The sequence below is a fragment of the Nonomuraea jabiensis genome (genome assembly GCF_014204795.1).
Lineage (GTDB): Bacteria > Actinomycetota > Actinomycetes > Streptosporangiales > Streptosporangiaceae > Nonomuraea > Nonomuraea jabiensis.
The window spans coordinates 5,867,074-5,887,965 of the sequence record NZ_JACHMB010000001.1 but is presented as its reverse complement, the minus strand read 5'-3'; the positions used below and the strand labels follow the sequence as shown (position 1 = coordinate 5,887,965).

Genomic DNA, 20,892 nt, shown 5'->3' with positions numbered 1-20,892 from the left:
GCAGAAGGAGTCATTTCTTGCGTCCGAACGTGATCGTGTTCTTCACCGACCAGCAGCGGTGGGACACCGTCGGCCCCTTCACCCCCAACCTCGACAGGATGGCCAGGCACGGCACGCAGGCCACGGTCGCGCTCACGCCGCAGCCGGTGTGCGCGCCCGCCCGCGCCGCGCTGCAGACGGGCCGCTACCCGACCACGACCGGCGTCCACCGCAACGGCCGCGTGCTGCCGCCCGAGGAGCGCACGCTGGCCCACCACTTCGGCGCGGCCGGCTACGCCACCGGCTACATCGGCAAGTGGCACCTCGGCGGCGGCGAGCCGGTCCCGGCCGACCGGCGCGGCGGCTACCAGTCGTGGCTGGCCGCGAACGCGCTGGAGCACACCTCGGACGCCTACCGCACGATCGTCTACGACGAGGCGAACGATCCCGTGCTGCTGCCCGGCTACCGCTCCGACGCCCTCGTGGACGCGGCCATCAGGTACGTCGCCGACCACCACGAGGAGCCGTTCTTCCTGTTCGTGTCGTTCCTGGAGCCGCACCACCAGAACGAGGTGGACAACTACCCGGCCCCCGACGGCTACGAGGAGCGCTACCAGGGCCGCTGGACGCCGCCGGACCTGGCCGCCCTCGGCGGCACCGCCCACCAGCACCTGGGCGGCTACCTGGGGCAGGTCAAGCGGCTGGACGAGGGGCTCGGGCGGCTGCTGGACGCGCTGCGCAGCATGGACCTGCTGGACGACACGATCGTGGCGTACACCTCCGACCACGGCAACCACTTCAAGACCCGCAACGGCGAGTACAAGCGCTCGTGCCACGACGCCTCCCTCCGCGTGCCCCTGGCGCTGCGCGGCCCCGGATTCGACGGCGGCGGCGCCGTCTCCCGCCCGGTCAGCACCATCGACCTGCCTGCCACGCTCCTGGAGGCCGCCGGGCTGCCCGTCCCCGAGTCGATGCAGGGCCGCTCGTTCCTCCCGCTGGTCCGCAACCCCCGGGCGGCGTGGCCGGAGGAGGTGTTCTTCCAGGTGAGCGAGTCGGAGGTGGGGCGCGGGATCCGCACCTCGCGCTGGAAGTACTACGCCGTCGCCGAGGGCGCCCACCCGTGGGACGACCCCGCCTCCGACCGCTACCGGGAGCAGGCGCTGTACGACCTGGACAACGACCCGCACGAGCTGGTCAACCTGGCGGGGTTCCCGTCGCACGCCGGGGTGGCGGCGGAGCTGCGGCAGCGGCTCGTCCGCCGGATCGCGGAGGCCGAGGGGGCCGAGCCGGTCATCGAGCCGGCCGTCGAGCGCCCGGCGCCGCCGCAGGCGATGACCGACCCGGAGGTGCGGCTGAGCGGCTCCAAGCCGGTCCGCTTCGGCCACCAGCGCCCGCCCGGCACGCGCTAGGGATCTCCATCGGCGTGGCGAGGGGATTTCGCCCGTTACCCTCCGTAATCTCGCCTGGTGAGCGGAGGGAGAGATCTCGTGGGTGGTTGGTCGAGTTCGTGGAGTTCGGGCGGGCGGGTCTCCCGCCGGGCGTTCGTCACCGGCACATTCGCCAGTGCGCTGGCCGGCGCCGTACCCCTGCTGGGCGGCCCGCCCGCGGCGGCGGCGCCGCGGCCCCGGGCGATGGTGCTGCGGGCCCGGCCCGCGACGGTCTCCCTGGGGCGGCGCACGGTGCGCACCTGGACGTACAACGACGAGGTCCCCGGCCCGCAGATCAGGGTCATGGCCGGTGAGCGGGTCCGCGCGAAGCTGGTCAACGACCTGCCGGCGGCGACCACCGTGCACTGGCACGGCATCAGGCTCGACTTCCCCATGGACGGCGCGCCCGGGTTCAGCCAGGAGGCGACGCAGCCGGGCAAGACGTTCGACTACGACTTCACCGTGCCCGATCCCGGCACGTACTTCTACCACTCGCACGTCGGCACCCAGCCCGACCGCGGCCTGTACGGCACGCTGGTCGTGCTCGACCCGCGGGAGCCGCTCGAGTACGACGAGGAGTTCACCGTCGTGCTCGACGACTGGCTGGACGGCATCGACGGCACTCCCGACGACGCCCTGGCCCGGCTGAACGCCTCCACCGACCACGACGACACCCTGCGCAGCGAGGCGCTCGGCGGCGTGGCGGCGGAGATGACGCACCCGCTCTACCTGGTCAACGGCCGGGCGCCGGACACCCCCATGACCTTCCGCACCGCGCCGGGCCGCCTGGTCAGGTTCCGGGTGATCAACGCGGCGTCCGACACAGCCTTCCGGGTGGCGCTCGGCGGGCATCGCATGACCGTCACCCACACCGACGGGTTCCCGTGCCGGCCCGTGAACGTGGACACGTTCCTCATCGGCATGGGCGAGCGCTACGACTTCCTGACCCGGCTCGACTCGGGCGCGTTCCCGCTGGTCGCGGTGGCGGAGGGGAAGCGGGGGCGGGCGTTCGCGGTGGTGCGGACGGATCGCCGGGCGCAGTCGCCGGCCAGCGACGTCCAGGTGCCGGAGCTGACCGAGCGGATGCTGGCCTACCGGGACCTGGAGGCCCCGTCGTCCCTCGATCTCCCCCGCCCGTCCAGGTCGATCACGGTGACGCTCGGCATGCGCCCGTCCGGCAACGAGTGGACGATGAACGACAAGGTCGCCGGTGACCACCTGCGGCTGCGCGTGGACCGGGGGGAGACGGTCCGGCTGGTCGTGGAGAACCAGTCGCCCATGTGGCACCCGATGCACCTGCACGGCCACACGTTCCAGCTGCGCATGCCGGACGGGCGCGGGCCGCGCAAGGACACCGTGAACGTCAAGCCGCGCCAGCGGGTCCACCTGGACGTGCTCGCCGACAACCCCGGCGAGTGGATGTTCCACTGCCACAACCTGTATCACCAGGAGCAGGGCATGATGGGCGCCATCGGCTACGGCCCCGCTCCCGGCAACACCGGCCACCGTCCCCAGGAGCACAACCGCAAGCAGAAGCGTCGGCGCTGACACTGTTCGCATATGCGTACAATGTGCGCTATGGTGAAGGGCATGGCGAAAGACGAGCAGTCCATCCCCTCGGTGTGGGCGCGGCCCCGCCGCGAGCGGGAGCAGCCGGCGCTGAGCCGCGACCAGATCGTGGCCGAGGCCGTCCGGCTGCTCGACGAGGAGGGCATCGACGCCCTGAGCATGCGGCGCCTCGGCAGCCGGCTCAACGCCGGGGCGACCTCCCTCTACCGCCACGTGGCCAACAAGGACGAGCTGATCGAGCTGGCCGTGGACGCGGTCTACGGCGAGCTGCCGCTGCCCGAGGAGGCCGACGCCACCCGGTGGCGGGAGGTCATCGCGCGCATCGCCCACGGCCTGCGCGCCACGATCCTGCGCCACCCCTGGATGGCCGCCAAGCTGGGGGAGGTGGGGCTGGCCTACCTGGGGCCCAACATGCTGCGCCAGACGGAGCACATGCTCGGTGTCTTCGAGTCCGCCGGTTTCCCGCTCGACGAGGCCGACCAAGCGATGAGCACGCTCATCGCCTACGTGCTCGGCGTCGCCACCAGCGAGGCCGCGATCCTGTCCATGATCGCCCGCAGCGGTCAGACCGAGCAGGAGTGGGTGGAGCACCTGTGGCCGGCGGCCGAGCGGGCCGTGCAGGACTACCCGCGCCTGCGCGCGCGTTACGCCGCCCAGCGCAACCAGCTCTCCGCGGAGTCCAACGAGGACGGCTTCGAGTACGGCCTCCAGCGGGTCCTCGACGGCCTCCAGTCCCGCCTCGGCTGAGCCCGGCCGCACTCCTCAGCGGGGCTCGGCCATCGCCGCGAGGCGGCGGGCGAGCCGGGCGACGGCCTGCCGCAGCTCGGCGGGCTCCAGCACCTCCGCCTCGAAGCCCAGCCGGGCCACGTGGACGGCCAGCCAGTCGAGGTCCTGCCCGCCGGCGACGAGCACGCACCACCCGTCGCGATCGTCCTCGACGCGCCCCACGTGGGGCGGCACCAGCTCCCGCACCCGGTCGGGCGGGGCGTGCAGGCGCACCCGGGCGAGATAGCGGTACGGCGCCTCGGCCACGGACCGCTGCACGTAAGCGGCCGGGTCCGGGTGCTCCCTCGGCCGGAAGCGCCAGGTCGTCGCCTCCACCTCGCGCATCCGGTCCAGCCGGAAGGTGCGCCAGCCGTCGCGGTCGACGTCCCAGGCCATCAGGTACCAGCGGCGGCCGGTGGAGACCATCCGCACCGGCTCGACCGTGCGCTCGCGCTCCCCGCCGTCGTGCGTCGGTGAGGAGGGCGCGGCGTACCGGAACCGCACCCGCACGGCGTCGCGGCAGGCCCGCGCGAGCGTCGTCAGCAGCTCCGCGTCGATCTCGACCCCGGGACCGACCAGGGTCTCGGTGGCGCCGTACACCGCCCGGACCTCGGCACGCAGCCGGGGCGGCATCACCTGGTCGAGCTTGGCGAGCGCCCGCAGCGCCGCCTCGCCCGCCCCGGCGACCGTGCCTCCCGCCGCCATCCGCAGGGACACCGCCGTCGCGATCGCCTCCTCGTCGTCGAGGAGCAGCGGCGGCAGCCGGGTGCCCGCGCCGAGCTGGTAGCCGCCGCCGACGCCCGCGGTCGCGTGGACGGGGTAGCCGAGCGCGCGCAGCCGCTCCACGTCGCGGCGCACCGAGCGGTCGGTGACGCCCAGCTCGGCGGCGAGCTCGACAGCGGTCCAGGACGGACGGCGCTGCAGCAGCGCCAGCAGCCGCAGCACCCGCTCGGTCGTCGACTCGACACTCACGTGCTCATCGTTCCACAGATCACGGACCGATCCTGTCCGCTATATGGGGCAGGGTGAAGCCATGACCGACCAGAGCTGGAACACCCTGCTCCGAGATCAGATCGCCTGGCACTGGACCCATCAGCTGCGCGATCGCCTCGACGGGCTCACCGATGACGAGTACTTCTGGGAGCCGGCGCCCGGCTGCTGGAGCGTGCGGCCGCGCGGCACCGGCGCCGCGCCGGTGCGGGCCGGGTCCGGCGCGATGAGCATCGACTACGCGATGCCGATGCCCGAGCCGCCGCCGTTGACGACGATCGCCTGGCGGCTCGGGCACGTGATCGTCGGCGTGCTGGCGATGCGCAACGCCGCGCACTTCGGCGGCCCGCCCACCGGCTACGAGTCGTTCGAGTACGCTCCGACCGCTGACGCGGCGCTGGCCCAGCTCGACGCCGAATACGCCACATGGCTGGCCGGGGTCGAGTCCCTCGGCGAGGCCGGCCTCGCCCGCCCGTGCGGGCCGGCGGAGGGACCGTACGCCGAGTTCCCGCTGGCGGCGCTGGTGCTGCACATCAACCGCGAACTGATCCACCATCTGGCGGAGGTATGCCTGCTGCGCGACCTCTACCTGCACACCCACCAGGAGGCGAGCTGACATGGCCCGCGACATCGAGATCACTTTCGACTGCACCGACCCGGCCGGGCTGGCCGCGTTCTGGGCCGAGGCGCTCGGCTACCGGTTGCAGGACCCGCCCAAGGGCTTCGAGTCGTGGGAGGAGGCCCTGGAGGCGATGGGCGTGCCGCCCGAGCGCCGCAACAACGCCTCGGCGGTGGTCGACCCCGACGGGGTCGGGCCGCGGCTGTTCTTCCAGCGGGTGCCGGAGGGCAAGCAGGCCAAGAACCGCGTGCACCTCGACGTGCGGGCCGCCCCCGGGCTGGAGGGCGACGCGCGGATGGCGGCCCTGGAGGCGGAGGCCGAGCGGCTCGTCTCCCGCGGCGCCGCCCGGCACGAGCGCCACGAGCCCGCTCCCCCGCTCAGCGCCGGTTTCATCGTGATGACCGACCCCGAGGGCAACGAGTTCTGCCTCGACTGATCGGCCGCGCCCCCCATGGACGGCGCGAGGTGCGCGGGTTACGCTCCGCTCGCCACAAGATGGGGGGCAATCCATGACTTACACGCTTTTACGCGGGAACTTCGTGATCCGGTACGCGGATCTCCCCCGGCAGGGCCCCGAGCCCGACGGCGACACCGTGAAGTTCCTGCCCGACTCGCCCGCGCTGGTGGAGACGCTGCCGCGGCGCTCCGGCCACCCGCCGAAGATCAACCGGCGCGGCGTCTCCGTGCGCCTGGAGGCCATCGACGCGCTGGAGACCCACTTCGAGGAGACGCACCAGCAGCTCGCCGGGGCCAACGCGGCCAGGGACGAGCTGCTGCGCCTGCTCGGGTTCACGAACGTGCGCTACTGGGAGGACCTGCCCAACAAGGTGCAGTCGGCGGGCCAGGACTCCGTCCGCGGGCACGTGCTGACCAACGGGGTCGACGCGAACGGCCGGCTGATCGGGTTCGCCTACGCCGGTGACCATCCTGGGGCCGACGGGGCCTCGGTGTTCCTGGACCCGGCGCTCGTGGACGCGTCCGTCAACGGCACGCTGCTGGCCGGCGGGCTGGTCTATCCGGCGTTCTACGCGACGCTGCCGGCGGAGCTGCGTACGCACCTGGCGGAGGTGTCGCAGGCGGCCAGGCGCAAGGCCGCCGGCATCTGGCCCGGCTCGACCGCCGACCCCAACGGCGCGGCCACCGTCACGGGCCTGGCCGACGCCGAGAGCCTGGTGACGTGGCCGAAGCTGTTCCGCCGCGTGGTGCCGTACCTCGCGGCCGGTTTCACGGACTTCGACGGCTTCGACGCCTGGCTGCGCGCGGACCCGGTCAACCGGGACGACGAGGTGTTCCTGCTCACCAAGCTCGAACGCGGCAACCTGCACGACGTGATCAAGGGGGCGGGGCAGCAGATCCAGCTCACGGTGTGGCCGGAGGAGTTCGTCATCGCCCCGGACCCGGCGCCGCCGGGCACCGCCGTCAAGCCGCCGCTGGTCGCGACCGGGGACCTGCTGATCGTGGCGGCCCTGCCCGACCCGGCCGGCGCCGACCGTGGCCAGGAGACGGTCACCCTGCTGAACCTCACCGCGGCCGCGGTCGACCTCGAGGGCTGGGCACTGTCGGACGCCGCCGGCGGCCGCAAGCCGCTGACCGGCCGCATCGACGCCGGGGCCGCGCTGCGGGTGACGCTGGACGGCGCGCTGCGGCTGGACAACGGCGGCGACACCATCGTCCTGGCGGACCCGAAGGGCACCTCGATCGACCAGGTGACCTACCAGGCGGACCGGGTCAAGGCGGGCCGGACCATCGCCTTCGGCCGCTGACACACCAGGGTCGGGCCGGGGCGCGTGGACACACGGCCCCGGCCCGCTCGGTTTTGACACCGGTTGACGGGAGGTGTCCGGACCGCTTACGGTTCCGGCGATATCGATGAAATATATCGATACGAATCCGAAACTTTCGGAGGCGTCATGTTTCGTGGAGTCGTCGCGGTCGCCTTGCTCGGCCTCCCTGCGGTGAATCCCTCCCAGCCCCCCGCCATCACCGTGAACGAGCACGTCAGGCACCAGGAGATCGACGGCTTCGGCATCTCCCAGGCGTTCCGGCGCAACGAGCTGCTCAAGGCGCTGCCGGAGTCGCAGCAGCGCGAGGTCCTGGACCTGTGGTTCGACCGCGAGAAGGGCGCCGGGCTCAGCATCCTGCGGCTCGGCATCGGCTCCTCCCCGGCCGGCAGCCCGTACGACCACATGGTGTCGATCCAGCCCGAGGACCCCGGCGGCCCGGACGCCCCGCCCAAGTACGTGTGGGACGGCGACGACAACAGCCAGGTGTGGGTGGCCAAGGCAGCCCAGGCGTACGGCGTGAAACGGTTCTTCGCCGACGCCTGGAGCGCGCCCGGCTACATGAAGGACAACGGCGACGACAAGGGCGGCGGCACGCTGAAGCCGGAGTGGCAGCGGGCGTACGCGAACTACCTGGTGGCGTACACGAAGTTCTACGCCAGGGAAGGCATCAAGATCACCGACCTGGGGTTCACGAACGAGCCCGACTGGACGGCCTCCTACGCCTCCATGCGCTTCACCCCGGAGCAGGCCGCCCAGTTCGCCAAGGTGCTGGGCCCGGTGGCCAAGGGCGTGCGCGTGGCCTGCTGCGACTCCTTCGGCTGGAACCAGGCCAAGGCGTACACGGCCGCGATCGAGGCCGACCCCGAGGCCCGCCGCTGGGTGAAGACCCACACCGGGCACACCTACGCCAGCCCCGTGGACGCGCCGCTGCCGACCACCAGGAAGACCTGGATGTCGGAGTGGAACCCGAACGGCAGCACCTGGAACGAGAACTGGGACGACGGCAGCGGCTACGACGGCTTCGCGATCGCCCAGGCCGTCCACGACGCGCTCACGCTGGGGAACGTCAGCGGCTACGTCTACTGGCTGGGCGGCTCGCGCGGCGCTACCCGGGCGCTGCTGCAGCTCGACGACACGGCGAAGACGTATCGCGTGTCGAAGCGGCTGTGGGCGCTGGCGGCGTACAGCAGGTTCATCCGGCCGGGCGCGGTCAGGCTGGACACGGCGGCGGCGGATCCGGCGCTGAAGGTCTCCGCGTTCCGCAACCCGGACGGCTCGCGCGTCGTCGAGGTGCTCAACACGGGCACCGCGCCGGTCACGTGGCAGGGCGTGCGCGGCCGGGCGACCGCGTACCTCACGGACGGCGCCAACTCGCTCACCCCGTCCCCGGTGACGGGCCGCACGGTGACGCTGCAGCCGCGGGCGCTCACCACGGTCGTCATCCGGTAACGAGGCCCCGAGAGCCCGGGCAGGTGCCGGCCCGGGCTCTCGTCACGCGCCCCGTGCGGCTAGCCCCAGACCTCCTGGGCCGTCTCGACGATCAGGCGGAGCTTGGCGAACTGCTCGTCGGCCGTGAGCTGGTTGCCCTCGACCGTCGAGGAGAACCCGCACTGCGGCGACAGGCAGATCTGGTCGAGGTCGACGAACTTGGCGGCCTCGTCGATCCGCCGCTTGAGCGTGTCCTTCGACTCCAGCTCGCCCCGCTTGGTCGTGACCAGCCCCAGCACCACCATCTTCCCCGGCGGCACGAAGCGCAGCGGCTCGAAGCCCCCGGACCGCTCGTCGTCGTACTCCAGGAAGAACCCGTCCACCTTCAGCTCGCCGAACAGCGCCTCCGCCACGTGGTCGTAGCCACCCGAGGCGGCCCAGGAGGAGCGGAAGTTCCCCCGGCACATGTGGGTGGTGATCGTCATCCCGGCGGGCTTGGCGGCCAGCGCGGCGTTGATCTGCCTGATGTAGCGCAGGTGCATGTGCTCGGCGTCGTCCCCGCGCGAGCTCAGCTCCGCCCGCTGGGCCGGGTCGTTCAGGTAGGCCAGGCTCGTGTCGTCGAACTGCAGGTACGTGCACCCCAGCGCGCCGATCCTGCGCACCTGCTCGGCGTAGGCCGCGCTCAGGTCCCGCCAGAACTCCTCCACGTCCGGGTAGACCGCGGGGTCGATGGCCGCCGGCCCGCCCCGGTAGTGGACCATGCTCGGCGAGGGGATGGTCAGCTTCGGCACGACCCCGCTGCCACGGCTGGTGACGGTGTCGCGCAGGAACGTGAAGTCGTCGGCGAAGATCGGCTCGTTCAGCCGGATCCGCTCGTGCACCCGCAGCGCCGCCGGGGTGAACTCGATGTCCCCCTGCTCGTTGTGGAAGCGCACCGTGATGTGCTCGTCGGTGGCCTGGCCGATGCCGCCGAGCCGGTAGATGAAGTCCATGTGCCACGAGGCCCGCCGGAACTCGCCGTCGGTGGCGCTCTGCAGCCCGATCTCCTCCTGGCGGCGTACCACCTCTCTGATGGCCTCGTCCTCGGCCTCCCGCAGCGCGTCACCCGTGAGGGTCTCGCGGGCGCGGAGCAGCGCGGGCGGGCGGAGCAGGCTGCCGACGTGGTCCGCGCGGAACGGCGGCGAGGTGCGCATTCGCAGATCATCTCCTCTGGTCGTCGAGGTTGTGCCCGTAGAGCTGTCTGAGGTGGGCTTTGAGCAGCTTGCCCGCTGCGTTCTTCGGCAATTCAGAGACGAATTCCAGATATTTCGGGATTTTGAAGCGGGCCAGCCGGCCGTCCAGGTACGCCAGCAGCTCATCGGGCTCGATCGCGGCGTCCGGGGCCGGCACGACCAGCGCCTTGCCCACCTCGCCCCACGTGTCGTCCGGCACGCCGATCACCGCGCACTCGGCGACCGCGTCGTGCCCGAACAGGACGCTCTCCACCTCGGCGGGATAGATGTTCTCGCCACCGGAGATGATCACGTCCTTGAGGCGGTCGGAGATGCGCACGTAGCCGTCCTCGTCGGCGACGCCGACGTCGCCCGAGCGGAACCAGCCGTCCGCCGACAGCACCTTCGCGGTCTCCTCCGGCCGCCGCCAGTAGCCGGTCATGACATTGGGCCCCTGTACGTACACCTCGCCCGGCTCCCCCGGACCCGCCGGGGAGCCGTCGGGCGCGACCAGCCGTACGTCGGAGAAGAAGCACGGCACCCCGGCCGAGCCCGCCTTATCGATCGAGTGCTCGGCCCCGAGGAAGAGGGCGCCGGGCGCGGTCTCGGTCATGCCATACCCCTGCAGGAACGTCAGCCCCCGCTCCTGATAGGTCCGGATCAGCGGCTCGGGCACCGGCGCGCCCCCGCACAGCAGGTGCCGCAGGCTCGACAGGTCGGCCCCCGCCCAGCGCGGCGAGCGCGTCAGGAAGCCGAACATCGACGGCACCCCGAACATCACCGTCACCCGCTCCGCCTCGATCAGGTCGAACGTCCGCTCCACGTCGAAGGACGGCTCCAGGATGACCCGGCCGCCCTTGAGCACGGTCGGCACCAGCGTCTGGGCCAGCGCCGCGATGTGGAACAGCGGCGCGCTGACCAGCGTGACCTCGTCGTGCGCGAGCGGCACGTCGACCAGCAGGTTGAAGGTGTTCCAGGTCAGGTTGGCGTGGGTGAGCATGGCCCCCTTGGGGCGGCCCGTCGTCCCGGACGTGTACATGATCAGGCACACGTCGTCCTGGCGCACCGGCTCGTCGATCGGCTCGGGCGAGCCGGAGGCGAGCAGCACCTCGTACGCGGCGGCCGTGACGTGCCGCCCCGGCAGCCCCTCGCCGTCCTGCTCCTCGCCCAGCACGAGGACCGACGCCTGCGCGTCCTCCAGGATGAACCGCAGCTCCGGCCGCGCCAGCCGGGCGTTCAGCGGCACGAACACGGCCCCCACCAGCCCCGCCGCGAAGAAGGTCTCCACCAGCGCGGGCTGGTTGACCCCGAGGAAGGCGACCCGCTCGCCGCGTCCCACGCCGAGCGCCGAGGCCAGCCGGTACGTCCGCTCGCTCAGCTCACGGTACGTGCGGTCGTGTCCCCGGTACGTCATCGCCACCCGATCGGGCGTCATGCGGGCCCGGCGTGCGGGCCATGAGCCAATCCCCTGATTCCGCATCGGTGCTCCTTGACGCTCAAGCCATCAAGTTAGGCCACCGGGCGACGGCTGTCACCGTTCTGCCGAAGTTTCATCCGGCACGACGTCGAGGAGCCGCTCCGCGATCCGCCCCGCCTCCGGCCTGAACCGCTCGTGCAGCGTGTGGCAGACCCGCTGGGCCTTCTCCGCCGGCCAGTCGTGCGGCAGGTACCGCAGCGGCAGCCGCGGATCGGCCCTGATGATCTCCAGCCAGCCGGTCAGCAGCGTCAGCGAGCGCGCCAGGTCGTCGGGCGCGTCCGGCGCCGGGTCGGCCCGGTCCCACCGGCGCAGGAACCCGCGGTAGCGCTCGCCCAGGCCCGACAGGTCGTAGGCGTCCCCGACCAGCGCCTGCATGTCGGTGGGGTCCCGGGGTTCGGCGGAGAAGACCTTCACGTTCGCGCCGAGGTCGTCGATCACGTGCGCGGCGTCCACGTCGCCGGGAGCCATCCACAGGCCGTTCTGCAGCGGCCCGAACCCGGCCCAGACCAGCCGCGAGCGCAGCTCGTGCCGCTGCCGCTGCCAGGACTCGGGCAGCGAGAAGCCGATCAGCGTCCAGCGGTCCTCGTCCGCGTCGTTGACGACGCCGCTGTGCCAGATGCGCCGCTCGCCGTCCTTGAGCACCTCGGTGCTCGTCGGGGTGAGGCCGAAGTACATGCGACGGCCCGAGCGCTGGCGGCGCAGCAGGCCGCGGCTGACCATCCGGGTCAGCGTCGAACGCGTCGCCTCCTCCGAGATGCCGACCTTGGCGAACGCCTCGATGAAGCTGCCCGAGGACACGCAGATCCCGCGGCCGTACACGTGATCGCCGAGGAACGTCAGAATCACCGACTGAGGCCGCATCGGAGCCCTCCCCCTATCTTGGGCACTCTATTGACAGCCGTAATATATCTGCCTACATTCAGGGCCACATCCCGGCTTGGAGGGTCCTGATGCGCAGGCTGCTCCCGTCTCTGGTTTGTCTGGCGTTGGCCGCTACCGCCTGTGGCGGTGATTCCGGTGGTGGTGCCCAAGACCCGATCAAGGTCGGCCTCATCGTCTCCCTCACCGGCAACTACACGCCGCTGGGCAGCGAGGACAAGAAGGCCGTCGAGCTGGCCGTCGAGCAGGTCAACGCGCAGGGCGGGCTGCTCGGCCGCAAGGTGGAGCTCGTGGCGCGCGACGACAAGACCGCCCCCGACCAGGGCATCGTGGCCTACAACCAGATCAAGGGCGACATCGACGTGCTGATCGGCCCGGTGTTCTCCAACTCGGCCCTGGCTGTCGAGCCGCTCGCGCAGCGCGACAAGATGCCGTACCTGTCGCTGGCCCCCGCCCAGGAGCAGGTCGAGCCGATCAAGTCGTACATCTTCGTCACCCCCGCCCTGTCCAGCATGTACGCCGAGCGCTACCTGCAGTACATCCAGGCCAAGGGCATCAAGACGATCGCCGTGGCCTGGGACTCCAAGAGCGCCTATTCGGTCTCCGGCCACAAGTCGATGGTCGCGCTCGCGCCCAAGTACGGCGTGAAGATCGCCGTGGACGAGCCGTACGAGACGACCACCTCCGACTTCAGCCCGCTCTTCACCCACGTGCGCGACTCCGCCGCCGAGGCGCTGGTGTTCTGGGGCTCGGGCGCGCCCGGCGTGACGGCGGCCAAGCAGTACGTGGCCTCGGGGCTCAAGACGCCGCTGTTCCTGACCGCCTCGCAGGCCAGCAAGCTGTGGCTGGAGCCGATGGGCGGCGCGGCCGAGGGCATGACGGTGCAGAGCGCCATCGGCGTCGTCGGCGAATATCTGCCCGACGGCAAGCAGAAACAGATCATCGAGCAGATGGCCAAGCCGTACCAGCAGAAACACGGCTATCCACCGCCGCAGTTCGCGCAGGACGGCTACAGCGCGAGCCTGCTGCTCTTCGAGGCGATCAAGAAGGCGAACAGCACCGACAAGGCCAAGGTGCAGCAGGCCCTGGAGACCATGGACCTGGTCACGCCCAACGGCCGCTTCCGCTACTCCCCCACCGACCACTCCGGGCTCTCCCCCGAGTTCATCTCGGTCAACACGGTGCAGAACGGGAAGTTCGTTCCCACCGACTGGGCCAAGGAGCAGCTCGCCAAGACCGTCGGCGCGGGGTAGCCGGTGCTGACGGTCACCGGCCTCTCCCGCTCTTTCGGGGGCGTCTACGCCGTCCGCGACGTGTCCCTGGCCGTCGCGGACGGCGAAGTCTGCGGCGTCATCGGGCCGAACGGGGCGGGCAAGTCCACGCTGTTCAACCTCGTCACCGGGCATCTGACGGCCGACCACGGCCAGATCTCGTTCCGCGGGCAGCGGGTGGACCGGCTCGCGCCGCACCGGCGGGCCAGGCTCGGCATGTCGATCGTGTTCCAGGCGGCCCGGGTGTTCCGCGGCATGACGGTCAGGGAGAACGTCATGGTCGGGATGCACGGCCGTACGAGTGCCGGGTTCGTGTCGGCGGCGCTGCGGCTGCCGCGGCACCGGCGCGACGAGGGCGAGATCACCGCCGAGGCGGAGGCCGTGCTGGGCCGCGTGGGGCTGGCCGAGTGGGCGGACCGGCCCGCCGAACTGCTGCCCATCGGCCAGCAGCGGGCGCTCCAGCTGGCCCGCGCCCTGTGCGCCCGGCCCCGGCTGCTGCTGCTCGACGAGCCCGCCTCGGGGCTGCGCGGCCAGGAGCGCGAACGGCTCGCGGCGCTGGTGGAGGAGCTGCGCGCGGACGGGCTGACGATCCTGCTCGTGGAGCACGACGTCGCGTTCGTGACCCGGCTGGCCGACCGCGTGGTGGTGCTCGACCTGGGCCGGGTCATCGCCGACGGCTCGCCCGCAGAGGTGCGGGCCGATCCGCTGGTGCTCGCCGCCTACCTGGGGCAGAGCGCATGATCGACGTCAAGGACCTGGTCGTCTCGTACGGCACCGCGACCGCGCTCGACCACGTCACGCTCACGGTGGGGCGGGGCGAGATGGTCGCCCTGCTCGGCCCGAACGGCGCGGGCAAGTCCACGCTGGCCAACACCCTCGCCGGACTGCTGCGGCCCGCCTCGGGCACGGTGGGGATCGAGGGCCGGCTGGCGCTCATCCCCGAGGGCCGCCAGCTCTTCCCGGACCTGTCGGTCGCCGACAACCTGGCCCTCGGCGGCTGGCGGTCCGGCCTGCGGGACCCCTCGTCCGTGTACGAGCTGCTGCCCCGGCTGGCGGAGCTGGCCGGGCGGCGGGCCGGGGTGCTGTCGGGGGGCGAGCAGCAGATGGTGGCGTTCGGGCGGGCCCTGATGTCGCGGCCCGACGCGCTCGTGGTGGACGAGCTCTCGCTGGGCCTGGCCCCGAACGTGACCGCCGACCTGGCCGGCCACCTCGCCGAGCTGAGCCGGGAGCAGGGGCTGACCGTGCTGCTCATCGAGCAGAACGCGCGGCTGGCGTTCGACCTGTGCCGGCGGGCGTACGTGCTGGAGTCCGGGCGGGTGGTGACCGAGGGCGAGTGCGCGGAGCTGGCCGGCGACCCTCGGGTGGCCAGCGCGTACCTGGGCGGGGCGATCACATGAGCGCCTTCCTCACGTATCTGCTGAACGGGCTCGCGGTCGGGTGCGCGATCGCGCTCATCGCCAGCGGCCTGGTCGTCATCCACCGCGTCACGGGCGTGGTGAACTTCGCGCAGGGCACGTTCGCGGTCGTGGCCGGGCTGTGCACGTCCTCGCTGCTCGGGATGGGGTTCCCGCACGGTCTGAGCGAGCTGGCCGCCGTCCTGGTCGCGGCGCTCGCCGGGCTGCTGACCGGTCTGGCCGCCATCGGCCGGCGGGGCACCACGCCGCTGTCGTCCCTGATCGTGACGCTCGGCGTGGGCGTGCTCGCGTACGCCGTCGAGATCGTCCTGTGGGGCGACCAGCCACGCTCGGCGCCCGGCCTGGCGGGCTCGGTGACGCTGGCGGGCGCGCGCGTCCAGACGCAGCACCTGCTGGTCATCGGCGTGACGGCGGCCGCGTTCGCCCTGCTGGCGCTCTTCTTCGGGCGCACCTACCTGGGCAAGGCGCTGACGGCGTGCGCCTCCAACCCGTACGCCGCCCGCGTGGTCGGGATCGACACGCGGCTGATGGGGCTGCTGGCGTTCGCGCTGGGCGGGCTGCTCGGCGGGATCGCCGGGGTGCTGGTGACGCCGCTGCGGCCGATCTCGTTCGACACCGACGTCACGCTCATCGTGAACGCCTTCGCCGCGGCCGTCTTCGGCGCGCTCACCCGGCCCGTGATCACGCTGGCCGGAGCGCTGCTGCTGGGCGTGGCCGAGACCATGGCCGCCGGGTACGGCTACGGATCGCACCAGCTGGAGGTGGCGCTCGGCCTCATGATCGTCGTCATGATCGTACAGGCGAGCCGGAGCCCGGCCGTCGCGCAGGAGCAGACATGATCCGCCTGGTGGCCGGGCTGCTGGTCGCGGCCGTGACGCTGGCCCTGCCCGCGGTGCTCGACGACAGCGCGCTGGCCGTGTACATCCTGCTCGGGCTGGCCGCGATGGTCACCGTCGGGGTGTCGCTGCTGATGGGCTACGCCGGGCAGGTGTCGCTGGGCCAGGGCGCCTTCTACGCCGTCGGCGCCTACACCGCCGCGCTGCTGGCCCTGCACGGCGTGCCGCCGCTGGCCGGGCTGGTCGCCGCGCCGGTGGTGGCGGCCGCGTCCGCGCTGGTGATCGGCGTGCCGCTGCTGCGGCTGCGCGGGCACCACCTGGCGTTCGCGACGCTGGCGATGCAGCTCATCCTGCTCTCGCTGGCCGGGCAGCTGGAGGTCACCGGCGGGGACATCGGGCTGCAGGCCATCCCGCAGTTCTCGGTCGGGTCGTTCGAGGCGGGCGGCGCGTCCGCGTACGCGTACATGACCTGGATCGGGCTGGCGCTGGTGATGCTGGTGACCCGGAACGTGATCACCTCGCGGCCGGGCCGCGCCCTGCGCGCGCTGGCCACCAGCGAGACCGCCGCCGCGTCTTCGGGGATCCCGGTCGGGCGGTACAAGCTGGTGGTGTTCGCGCTGTCGGCGGCGTTCGCGGGGCTCGCGGGCGGGATCTACTGCTTCTACACGGGGTACGTGGCGCCGGGCTCGTTCCCCGTGCTCATCTCGATCCAGTACATCGTGATGGCCGTGGTCGGTGGGCTGGGCACGATCTGGGGCGCCGTGGTCGGCGCGACCGCGATCACGCTGCTCGTGCAGGGGCTGAACAGCCTGGCCGCGCTGCCGGGGATGCCGTCGTACGCGCCCAGCGTGCTGTCGTACGCCGTGTACGCGCTCGTCCTCATCCTGGTCGTGCTCTTCCTGCCCCGCGGCCTGCTCCCCGCCGTCTCCGGCCGCGTCAAGCGGGACCGCGGGGGGATGATGCATCGGTGATCCTGCGGCCCCGCGTCAACCTGCTCGTCCGCTGAAGCAGACCTGCGTGCGGCTTGACATGATCGCATCGCGACCGATAGATGCGTCGCTGGTGTCGTCGAAGATCTCCGTTCCTGCCTTATGCGCCGCGGCGCTCCTGATGCCGCTGGTCCCCGCCGCCATCGCGCCCACGGCCGCCAACGTCGTCACCGGTGCGGCCGTCGCCGCGCTCCTGGTCGTACCCGTCGTGGTGCTGCGCCGCCGGCTGTGGGCGCCCCGGCTGGGCGCCGCGCTGCTGGCCCTGCTCGCCGTGGCCGCCGCCGCGACGCCGATCAGCGGGCTCGGCAAACCCTCCCAGGAGGAGGTCGCGCGTTATGTCGCGGGCCACAGCGCCGGCGGCAGACCGGTCGACTTCGGGGATCTGCGCATCCTGCCCTGGGACACCGACGACCTGCTGCTGATCGCCCTCGCCTGCCTCGCCACAGCGGCCCTGCTCCTGACGCTCGGCCAGACCGTCCGCCGGGAGGGCAGGCCTCCGCTGCGCTGGCGGTGGCCGCTGGTCATGTGGGGCGTCGCCCTGGTACTGGTGAGCATCCCTCTGGCGATGCTCCTGGCGCCCCTGGCCGGCGAAACGATGGAGTACTCGATCATGATCATGAACGGCGACTGTTTCGGCGGCACGGAGGAGATCATGTTCGCGACGGCCGTCCTGGTCCTGATCCCGCAGCCGATCGTGGTCGCGGTGGGATTCGGGCTGTGGGCGCTGCTGGCCCGCACCGGCCACCGGCCGCTGGGCCGGCTCGTCGGCTGGCTGACGGTGGCGCCCATGGTGCTCAGGGACCTGGCGATGAACTGGATGCCGGTGCTCGGGTGCGCGCAGCCCTCCGAGGAGGGGACGGTCAACCCGGTCACGCTCCCGTGGGCGCTGTACACGCTCCTCCCCGTCGTCCTGATCGTGCTGGCGGTACGGGTGCGCCGAACCCCCACCCCGCAGGTGCGGATCGGGCGTTAGTGTCGGCAGTCCACCGGTGATGATCGACATTGGAGGGCGCCGTGCGGCGCGTCATGATCCTGCTGGCCCCGATCGCGGCCCTGGCCGCCGGACTGGTCGTCGCCCGGCGGCGGTTCGTCGTCGTCCGGATCAGCGGGGCGAGCATGCTGCCGACCTACCGGACGGGCGACCGGGTGCTCGTCCGCAGGACCACGGGGGCGGGTGTCAGGCGCGGCCAGGTCGTCGTGCTGCAGACCGCGCTGCCCGGGGGGAAGTGGCGTACGGGGCCGCTGCCCCCGCCGGGGGCGGCCAGGTGGTTCATCAAGCGCGCGGTCGCCGTGCCGGGTGACCCGGTGCCCGCCCAGGTCATGGCCCGGGTGGAGGCGGCGCCCGGCGACCCGGTCCCGGCGGGCCGGCTGGTCGTGCTCGGTGACGGGCCGGTCAGCGAGGACTCGCGGGCGTGGGGTTACGTGCCCTTCGACCGCGTGCTCGGCGTCGTCGTCCGCCGGCTCGCCCCCTCCGCCGAATCCGCCGGCTCGTAGCCCTGGGCCTGCAGGGTGAACAGCCCCGCGTACTCCCCTCCCAGCGCCATCAGCTCCGCGTGCGAGCCGCGCTCGGCGATCCGCCCCCCGGCGAGCACGACGATCACGTCCGCTTCCCGCACCGCGCCGAGCCGGTGCGAGATCAGCAGGCTGGTCCGTCCCGCGCGGTGGCGGCGCAGGCTCTGGTGGATGGCGTGCTCGGCCTGCGCGTCCAGGCCGGAGCTCGGCTCGTCGAGCACGAGCAGGTCCCGCCCCTTCCGCATCAGGGCGCGGGCCAGCGCGAGGCGCTGCCACTGCCCGCCGGACAGCACCACCCCGGCCTCGGGGTCGTCCCGGTCGCCGAAGAAGATCCGGCTCAGCAGCGTGTCGTAGCCCCGTGGCAGCCCGGCGACCGTCTCGTGGACACCGGCCAGCCTGGCGGCGGCCTCGACCCGGTCCCGGTCGTCGAGCGCCGCGACGTCGCCGAGCCCGATGTTCTCGGCCGCGGTCAGGTCGTACGACATGTAGTCCTGGAACACCGCGCCGATGCGGCCCCGCAGCTCGGCGGGGTCCAGCTCCCGCAGGTCGACGCCGTCCCAGTGGATGGACCCGCGTACCGGGTCGTACAGCCGGCAGATCAGCTTGACGAGGGTGCTCTTGCCCACGCCGTTCAGCCCGACCAGGGCGAGGGAGCCGCCACGCGGGATGAAGAGGTCGATTCCGCGCAGCACCCACGGATGCGCGTCGTCGTACCGGAACCACACGTCGCGCACCTCGATGCCCTCGCGCAGCGCGGGGACGGGGCGCGGATGCCGTGGGACGGGCAGGTCCGGCGCGTCGGCCACGACCTCGAGGTAGTGCCCGAACATCAGCAGCGCGTTGTGCGCGTCGGCGGACTGGCCGACGATCGACGCGAGCGCGGACTGCACCCCGGCGACGGCCGCGACGAACACGGCGACGTCGCCGACGCTCAGCGTGCCGGACGCGGCGCCGCTGATCGCCCAGAGCAGGCCGAGCGCGGCGACGGCCGCCCCGAGCAGCGACAGCGACCCCTGGGTACGCAGCGTCCTGCGGGCGAGCCCCTGCTCGGCGGCGTTGACCGCGCGCAGCTCGCCCAGCATCCTGGCGCGCAGGAAGTCGCCGAGGCCGAACAGCCTGATCTCCTTGGCCGCGTCAGGGCTGGTGAGCAGGCCGGCGAAGAAGATCTGCCGCCTGGACCTCGAGCTGACGCCCCACATCATCCCGGCGCGACGCCGGGACAGGTCGAGCTGGGCGCGGACCGAGGGGATCGCGGAGAGCGCCACGACGACGATCATGCCCGGCGCCAGGACGGCCAGCGCCGCGGTGAATCCGGCGAGGGTGACGGCTCCCTGGGCGATGCCCAGGCTGGAGCGGACGATCCGCTGCGGCGCGTTCTGGCCGGCCTCCTGCGCCAGCCGTACGCGGTCGTGGAAGGCCGGGTTCTCGAACCGGCTCAGCCCCGGGTGGGCGTTGACGGCCTGGAAGAGCCGGTCCTGGATCAGCACCTGGAGCGCGCGGCGCAGCTGCTCCTGGGCGTACTCGGCGACCGCGGGCAGGGCCGCGCCCGCCAGGCCGGCCGCGCCGAGGGCCACACCGTACGGGAGCAGCTCGGCAAGGCCCGCCCCGGCCGCCAGGCCGTCGAGAACGAGCTTGGTCAGCCACGCGGTGACCACCGGGACCAGGCCCATGAGCAGCACCGTGATCCCGGAGGCCAGTACGGCGGCCGGATGCGCCCGCCAGGCCGACGCCGCGGCCGCGCGGAAGCGCCGTCGCGGCGCGGCGCCGCCGTACCCGGCAGGAGAGGTCATCGGCGCGTGGACGCCGGCAGCCTGCCCGGGGCGGTGTCGGCCGCGACGACCACCGCGTCACCGTCGACCAGGTAGAAGCTGGGGAACCGGGAGACCTGCAACGCCCTGCTCACCGGGCCGCCCATCGGCTCGACCACGACGGTGGCCGAGGTCAGCTCGCTGGTGAACTGCCGGGCCTCGTCGGGGTCGCCCGTGACCACGGCCAGCACGCGTTCTGGACGGGTGTCGGCCAGGTAGGACGTGAACTCCGGCAGCCGCTCGTGGCAGGACGCGCATTCGGTGGAGAACACCGCCACCACGGAGGGCCCCGAGAAGAACGCGCGCGACACGGTCTCGCCGCCGAGGGCGGTCGCGCTGAACTCGCCGAGCGTCGTTCCCGGCTGCACCATCGGGGCGCCCGTCGGCGCCAGCTCGGCCAGCCGCAGCGTGTGCACGCGCAGGCGGCGGATCACCGCCAGGGTCAGCACCAGATCCACCAGGCACAACAATCCGACGACGGCGACGGCGGCGACGAGATACGGCATGCGGGCTCCTCAGGGGTGGCGCGGCTGGGGTGGCGCAGCAAGACGGTGCCGGCCGGCACCAGGCCGGCCGCCACTGTCCTGGGGGCTGTCGGTAGGGCGCGTCAGCAGTAGTCGAAGCTGCCGCAGTTGGTCGTGCCGGTGGAGTCGTGGTAGCAGCAGGTCCGGCAGAACTTGCCCTGGCAGCACCAGTCGGTCCAGCACGCGGCCGAGGCGTTGGCCGACGGCAGGAACTTGTCGAGGAGGCGGTCTCCCAGCTTGTTGAGTGCGCGGATCATGGCGATCTCCTTGCATGGGGGATCTTTACGCGCTCACCGTCACCCAGCAAGAGCACCGTGTTAATAGAGAGATTGGCCGACACTGCGGAACATCGTTCGGCGGTTCAGGATCTTGACAGAGGTCGCTTGTCCGGCACTCCGCTTGTGCGACT

21 protein-coding genes are annotated in these 20,892 nt (G+C 72.3%); 14 read left to right on the top strand and 7 right to left on the bottom strand.

Annotated elements, in window-relative coordinates; all coding sequences use genetic code 11:
- Nucleotides 1-17 precede the first annotated feature (17 nt).
- The 3 genes from HD596_RS27210 (at nt 18) to HD596_RS27200 (ending at nt 3,722) form a co-directional block, all read left to right on the top strand.
- Nucleotides 18-1,388, top strand: coding sequence for a sulfatase family protein (locus HD596_RS27210; RefSeq protein WP_185072150.1), 1,371 nt, complete (start codon nt 18-20; stop codon nt 1,386-1,388).
- 78 nt (nt 1,389-1,466) lie between these two features.
- Entirely contained in the window at nt 1,467-2,954 is a 1,488-nt protein-coding gene (locus HD596_RS27205; RefSeq protein WP_185072149.1) for a multicopper oxidase family protein, read from the top strand.
- Between the two features lie 42 nt (nt 2,955-2,996).
- Nucleotides 2,997-3,722 carry a TetR/AcrR family transcriptional regulator gene (locus tag HD596_RS27200; protein ID WP_185072148.1) on the top strand — a complete coding sequence of 242 codons (726 nt, stop codon included), beginning with the start codon at nt 2,997-2,999 and terminating at the stop codon, nt 3,720-3,722.
- A 15-nt stretch (nt 3,723-3,737) separates the two neighbouring features.
- On the opposite strand, the gene HD596_RS27195 is transcribed toward HD596_RS27200, so the two are convergent.
- On the bottom strand, nt 3,738-4,712 hold the full coding sequence (locus HD596_RS27195; RefSeq protein WP_185072147.1) for a helix-turn-helix transcriptional regulator: 975 nt from the start codon (nt 4,710-4,712) through the stop codon (nt 3,738-3,740).
- 61 nt (nt 4,713-4,773) lie between these two features.
- On the opposite strand from HD596_RS27195, the gene HD596_RS27190 reads away from it, so the two are divergent.
- The 4 genes from HD596_RS27190 to HD596_RS27175 all read left to right on the top strand — a co-directional run bounded on the left by HD596_RS27190 (nt 4,774) and on the right by HD596_RS27175 (nt 8,582).
- Complete coding sequence (locus HD596_RS27190) at nt 4,774-5,346, top strand: DinB family protein (RefSeq protein WP_185072146.1); 573 nt, start codon at nt 4,774-4,776, stop codon at nt 5,344-5,346.
- 1 nt (nt 5,347) lies between these two features.
- Nucleotides 5,348-5,785 (top strand): VOC family protein, encoded by a 438-nt coding sequence (locus HD596_RS27185; RefSeq protein ID WP_185072145.1) that lies wholly within the window; start codon nt 5,348-5,350, stop codon nt 5,783-5,785.
- Between the two features lie 73 nt (nt 5,786-5,858).
- Entirely contained in the window at nt 5,859-7,112 is a 1,254-nt protein-coding gene (locus HD596_RS27180; protein WP_185072144.1) for a lamin tail domain-containing protein, read from the top strand.
- Nucleotides 7,113-7,304: 192 nt separating this feature from the next.
- A complete protein-coding gene (locus HD596_RS27175) occupies nt 7,305-8,582 on the top strand; it encodes a glycoside hydrolase family 30 protein (RefSeq protein ID WP_313044755.1) in 1,278 nt (425 codons plus the stop codon).
- Between the two features lie 59 nt (nt 8,583-8,641).
- Here HD596_RS27175 and HD596_RS27170 read toward each other — a convergent pair whose 3' ends face one another.
- From HD596_RS27170 to HD596_RS27160, 3 genes are all read right to left on the bottom strand, one after another.
- Complete coding sequence (locus HD596_RS27170; protein ID WP_221519536.1) at nt 8,642-9,754, bottom strand: 5-methyltetrahydropteroyltriglutamate--homocysteine S-methyltransferase; 1,113 nt, start codon at nt 9,752-9,754, stop codon at nt 8,642-8,644.
- A 7-nt stretch (nt 9,755-9,761) separates the two neighbouring features.
- Nucleotides 9,762-11,207 (bottom strand): acyl-CoA synthetase, encoded by a 1,446-nt coding sequence (locus HD596_RS27165; protein ID WP_246554884.1) that lies wholly within the window; start codon nt 11,205-11,207, stop codon nt 9,762-9,764.
- 96 nt (nt 11,208-11,303) lie between these two features.
- The gene (locus HD596_RS27160; RefSeq protein ID WP_185072141.1) at nt 11,304-12,110 is read right to left on the bottom strand and encodes a PaaX family transcriptional regulator; all 807 of its coding nucleotides are present in this window, start codon (nt 12,108-12,110) and stop codon (nt 11,304-11,306) included.
- A 125-nt stretch (nt 12,111-12,235) separates the two neighbouring features.
- Here HD596_RS27160 and HD596_RS27155 point away from each other — a divergent pair, with 125 nt between their 5' ends.
- The 7 genes from HD596_RS27155 to HD596_RS27125 all read left to right on the top strand — a co-directional run bounded on the left by HD596_RS27155 (nt 12,236) and on the right by HD596_RS27125 (nt 18,133).
- Nucleotides 12,236-13,381 carry an ABC transporter substrate-binding protein gene (locus HD596_RS27155; RefSeq protein WP_246554882.1) on the top strand — a complete coding sequence of 382 codons (1,146 nt, stop codon included), beginning with the start codon at nt 12,236-12,238 and terminating at the stop codon, nt 13,379-13,381.
- Between the two features lie 3 nt (nt 13,382-13,384).
- Entirely contained in the window at nt 13,385-14,140 is a 756-nt protein-coding gene (locus HD596_RS27150) for an ABC transporter ATP-binding protein (protein WP_185072139.1), read from the top strand.
- On the top strand, nt 14,137-14,796 hold the full coding sequence (locus HD596_RS27145) for an ABC transporter ATP-binding protein (RefSeq protein ID WP_185072138.1): 660 nt from the start codon (nt 14,137-14,139) through the stop codon (nt 14,794-14,796). The genes HD596_RS27150 and HD596_RS27145 overlap by 4 nt, the downstream gene beginning before the upstream one ends.
- Nucleotides 14,793-15,653 carry a branched-chain amino acid ABC transporter permease gene (locus tag HD596_RS27140; protein ID WP_185072137.1) on the top strand — a complete coding sequence of 287 codons (861 nt, stop codon included), beginning with the start codon at nt 14,793-14,795 and terminating at the stop codon, nt 15,651-15,653. The genes HD596_RS27145 and HD596_RS27140 overlap by 4 nt, the downstream gene beginning before the upstream one ends.
- Nucleotides 15,650-16,621, top strand: coding sequence for a branched-chain amino acid ABC transporter permease (locus HD596_RS27135; RefSeq protein ID WP_185072136.1), 972 nt, complete (start codon nt 15,650-15,652; stop codon nt 16,619-16,621). Before HD596_RS27140 ends, HD596_RS27135 begins: the two co-directional genes overlap by 4 nt.
- 91 nt (nt 16,622-16,712) lie before the next feature.
- Nucleotides 16,713-17,612 carry a hypothetical protein gene (locus HD596_RS27130; RefSeq protein ID WP_185072135.1) on the top strand — a complete coding sequence of 300 codons (900 nt, stop codon included), beginning with the start codon at nt 16,713-16,715 and terminating at the stop codon, nt 17,610-17,612.
- A gap of 41 nt (nt 17,613-17,653) precedes the next feature.
- Nucleotides 17,654-18,133, top strand: a complete 480-nt coding sequence (locus HD596_RS27125) for a S26 family signal peptidase (RefSeq protein ID WP_221519535.1) — start codon at nt 17,654-17,656, stop codon at nt 18,131-18,133.
- Here the strand turns inward: HD596_RS27125 and HD596_RS27120 are convergent.
- The 3 genes from HD596_RS27120 to HD596_RS27110 form a co-directional block, all read right to left on the bottom strand.
- Entirely contained in the window at nt 18,058-19,941 is a 1,884-nt protein-coding gene (locus tag HD596_RS27120) for an ABC transporter ATP-binding protein (RefSeq protein WP_185072134.1), read from the bottom strand. The genes HD596_RS27125 and HD596_RS27120 overlap by 76 nt on opposite strands.
- Nucleotides 19,938-20,465 (bottom strand): TlpA family protein disulfide reductase, encoded by a 528-nt coding sequence (locus HD596_RS27115; protein ID WP_185072133.1) that lies wholly within the window; start codon nt 20,463-20,465, stop codon nt 19,938-19,940. Before HD596_RS27115 ends, HD596_RS27120 begins: the two co-directional genes overlap by 4 nt.
- A 101-nt stretch (nt 20,466-20,566) precedes the next feature.
- On the bottom strand, nt 20,567-20,740 hold the full coding sequence (locus HD596_RS27110) for a hypothetical protein (protein ID WP_185072132.1): 174 nt from the start codon (nt 20,738-20,740) through the stop codon (nt 20,567-20,569).
- Nucleotides 20,741-20,892: the final 152 nt, after the last annotated feature.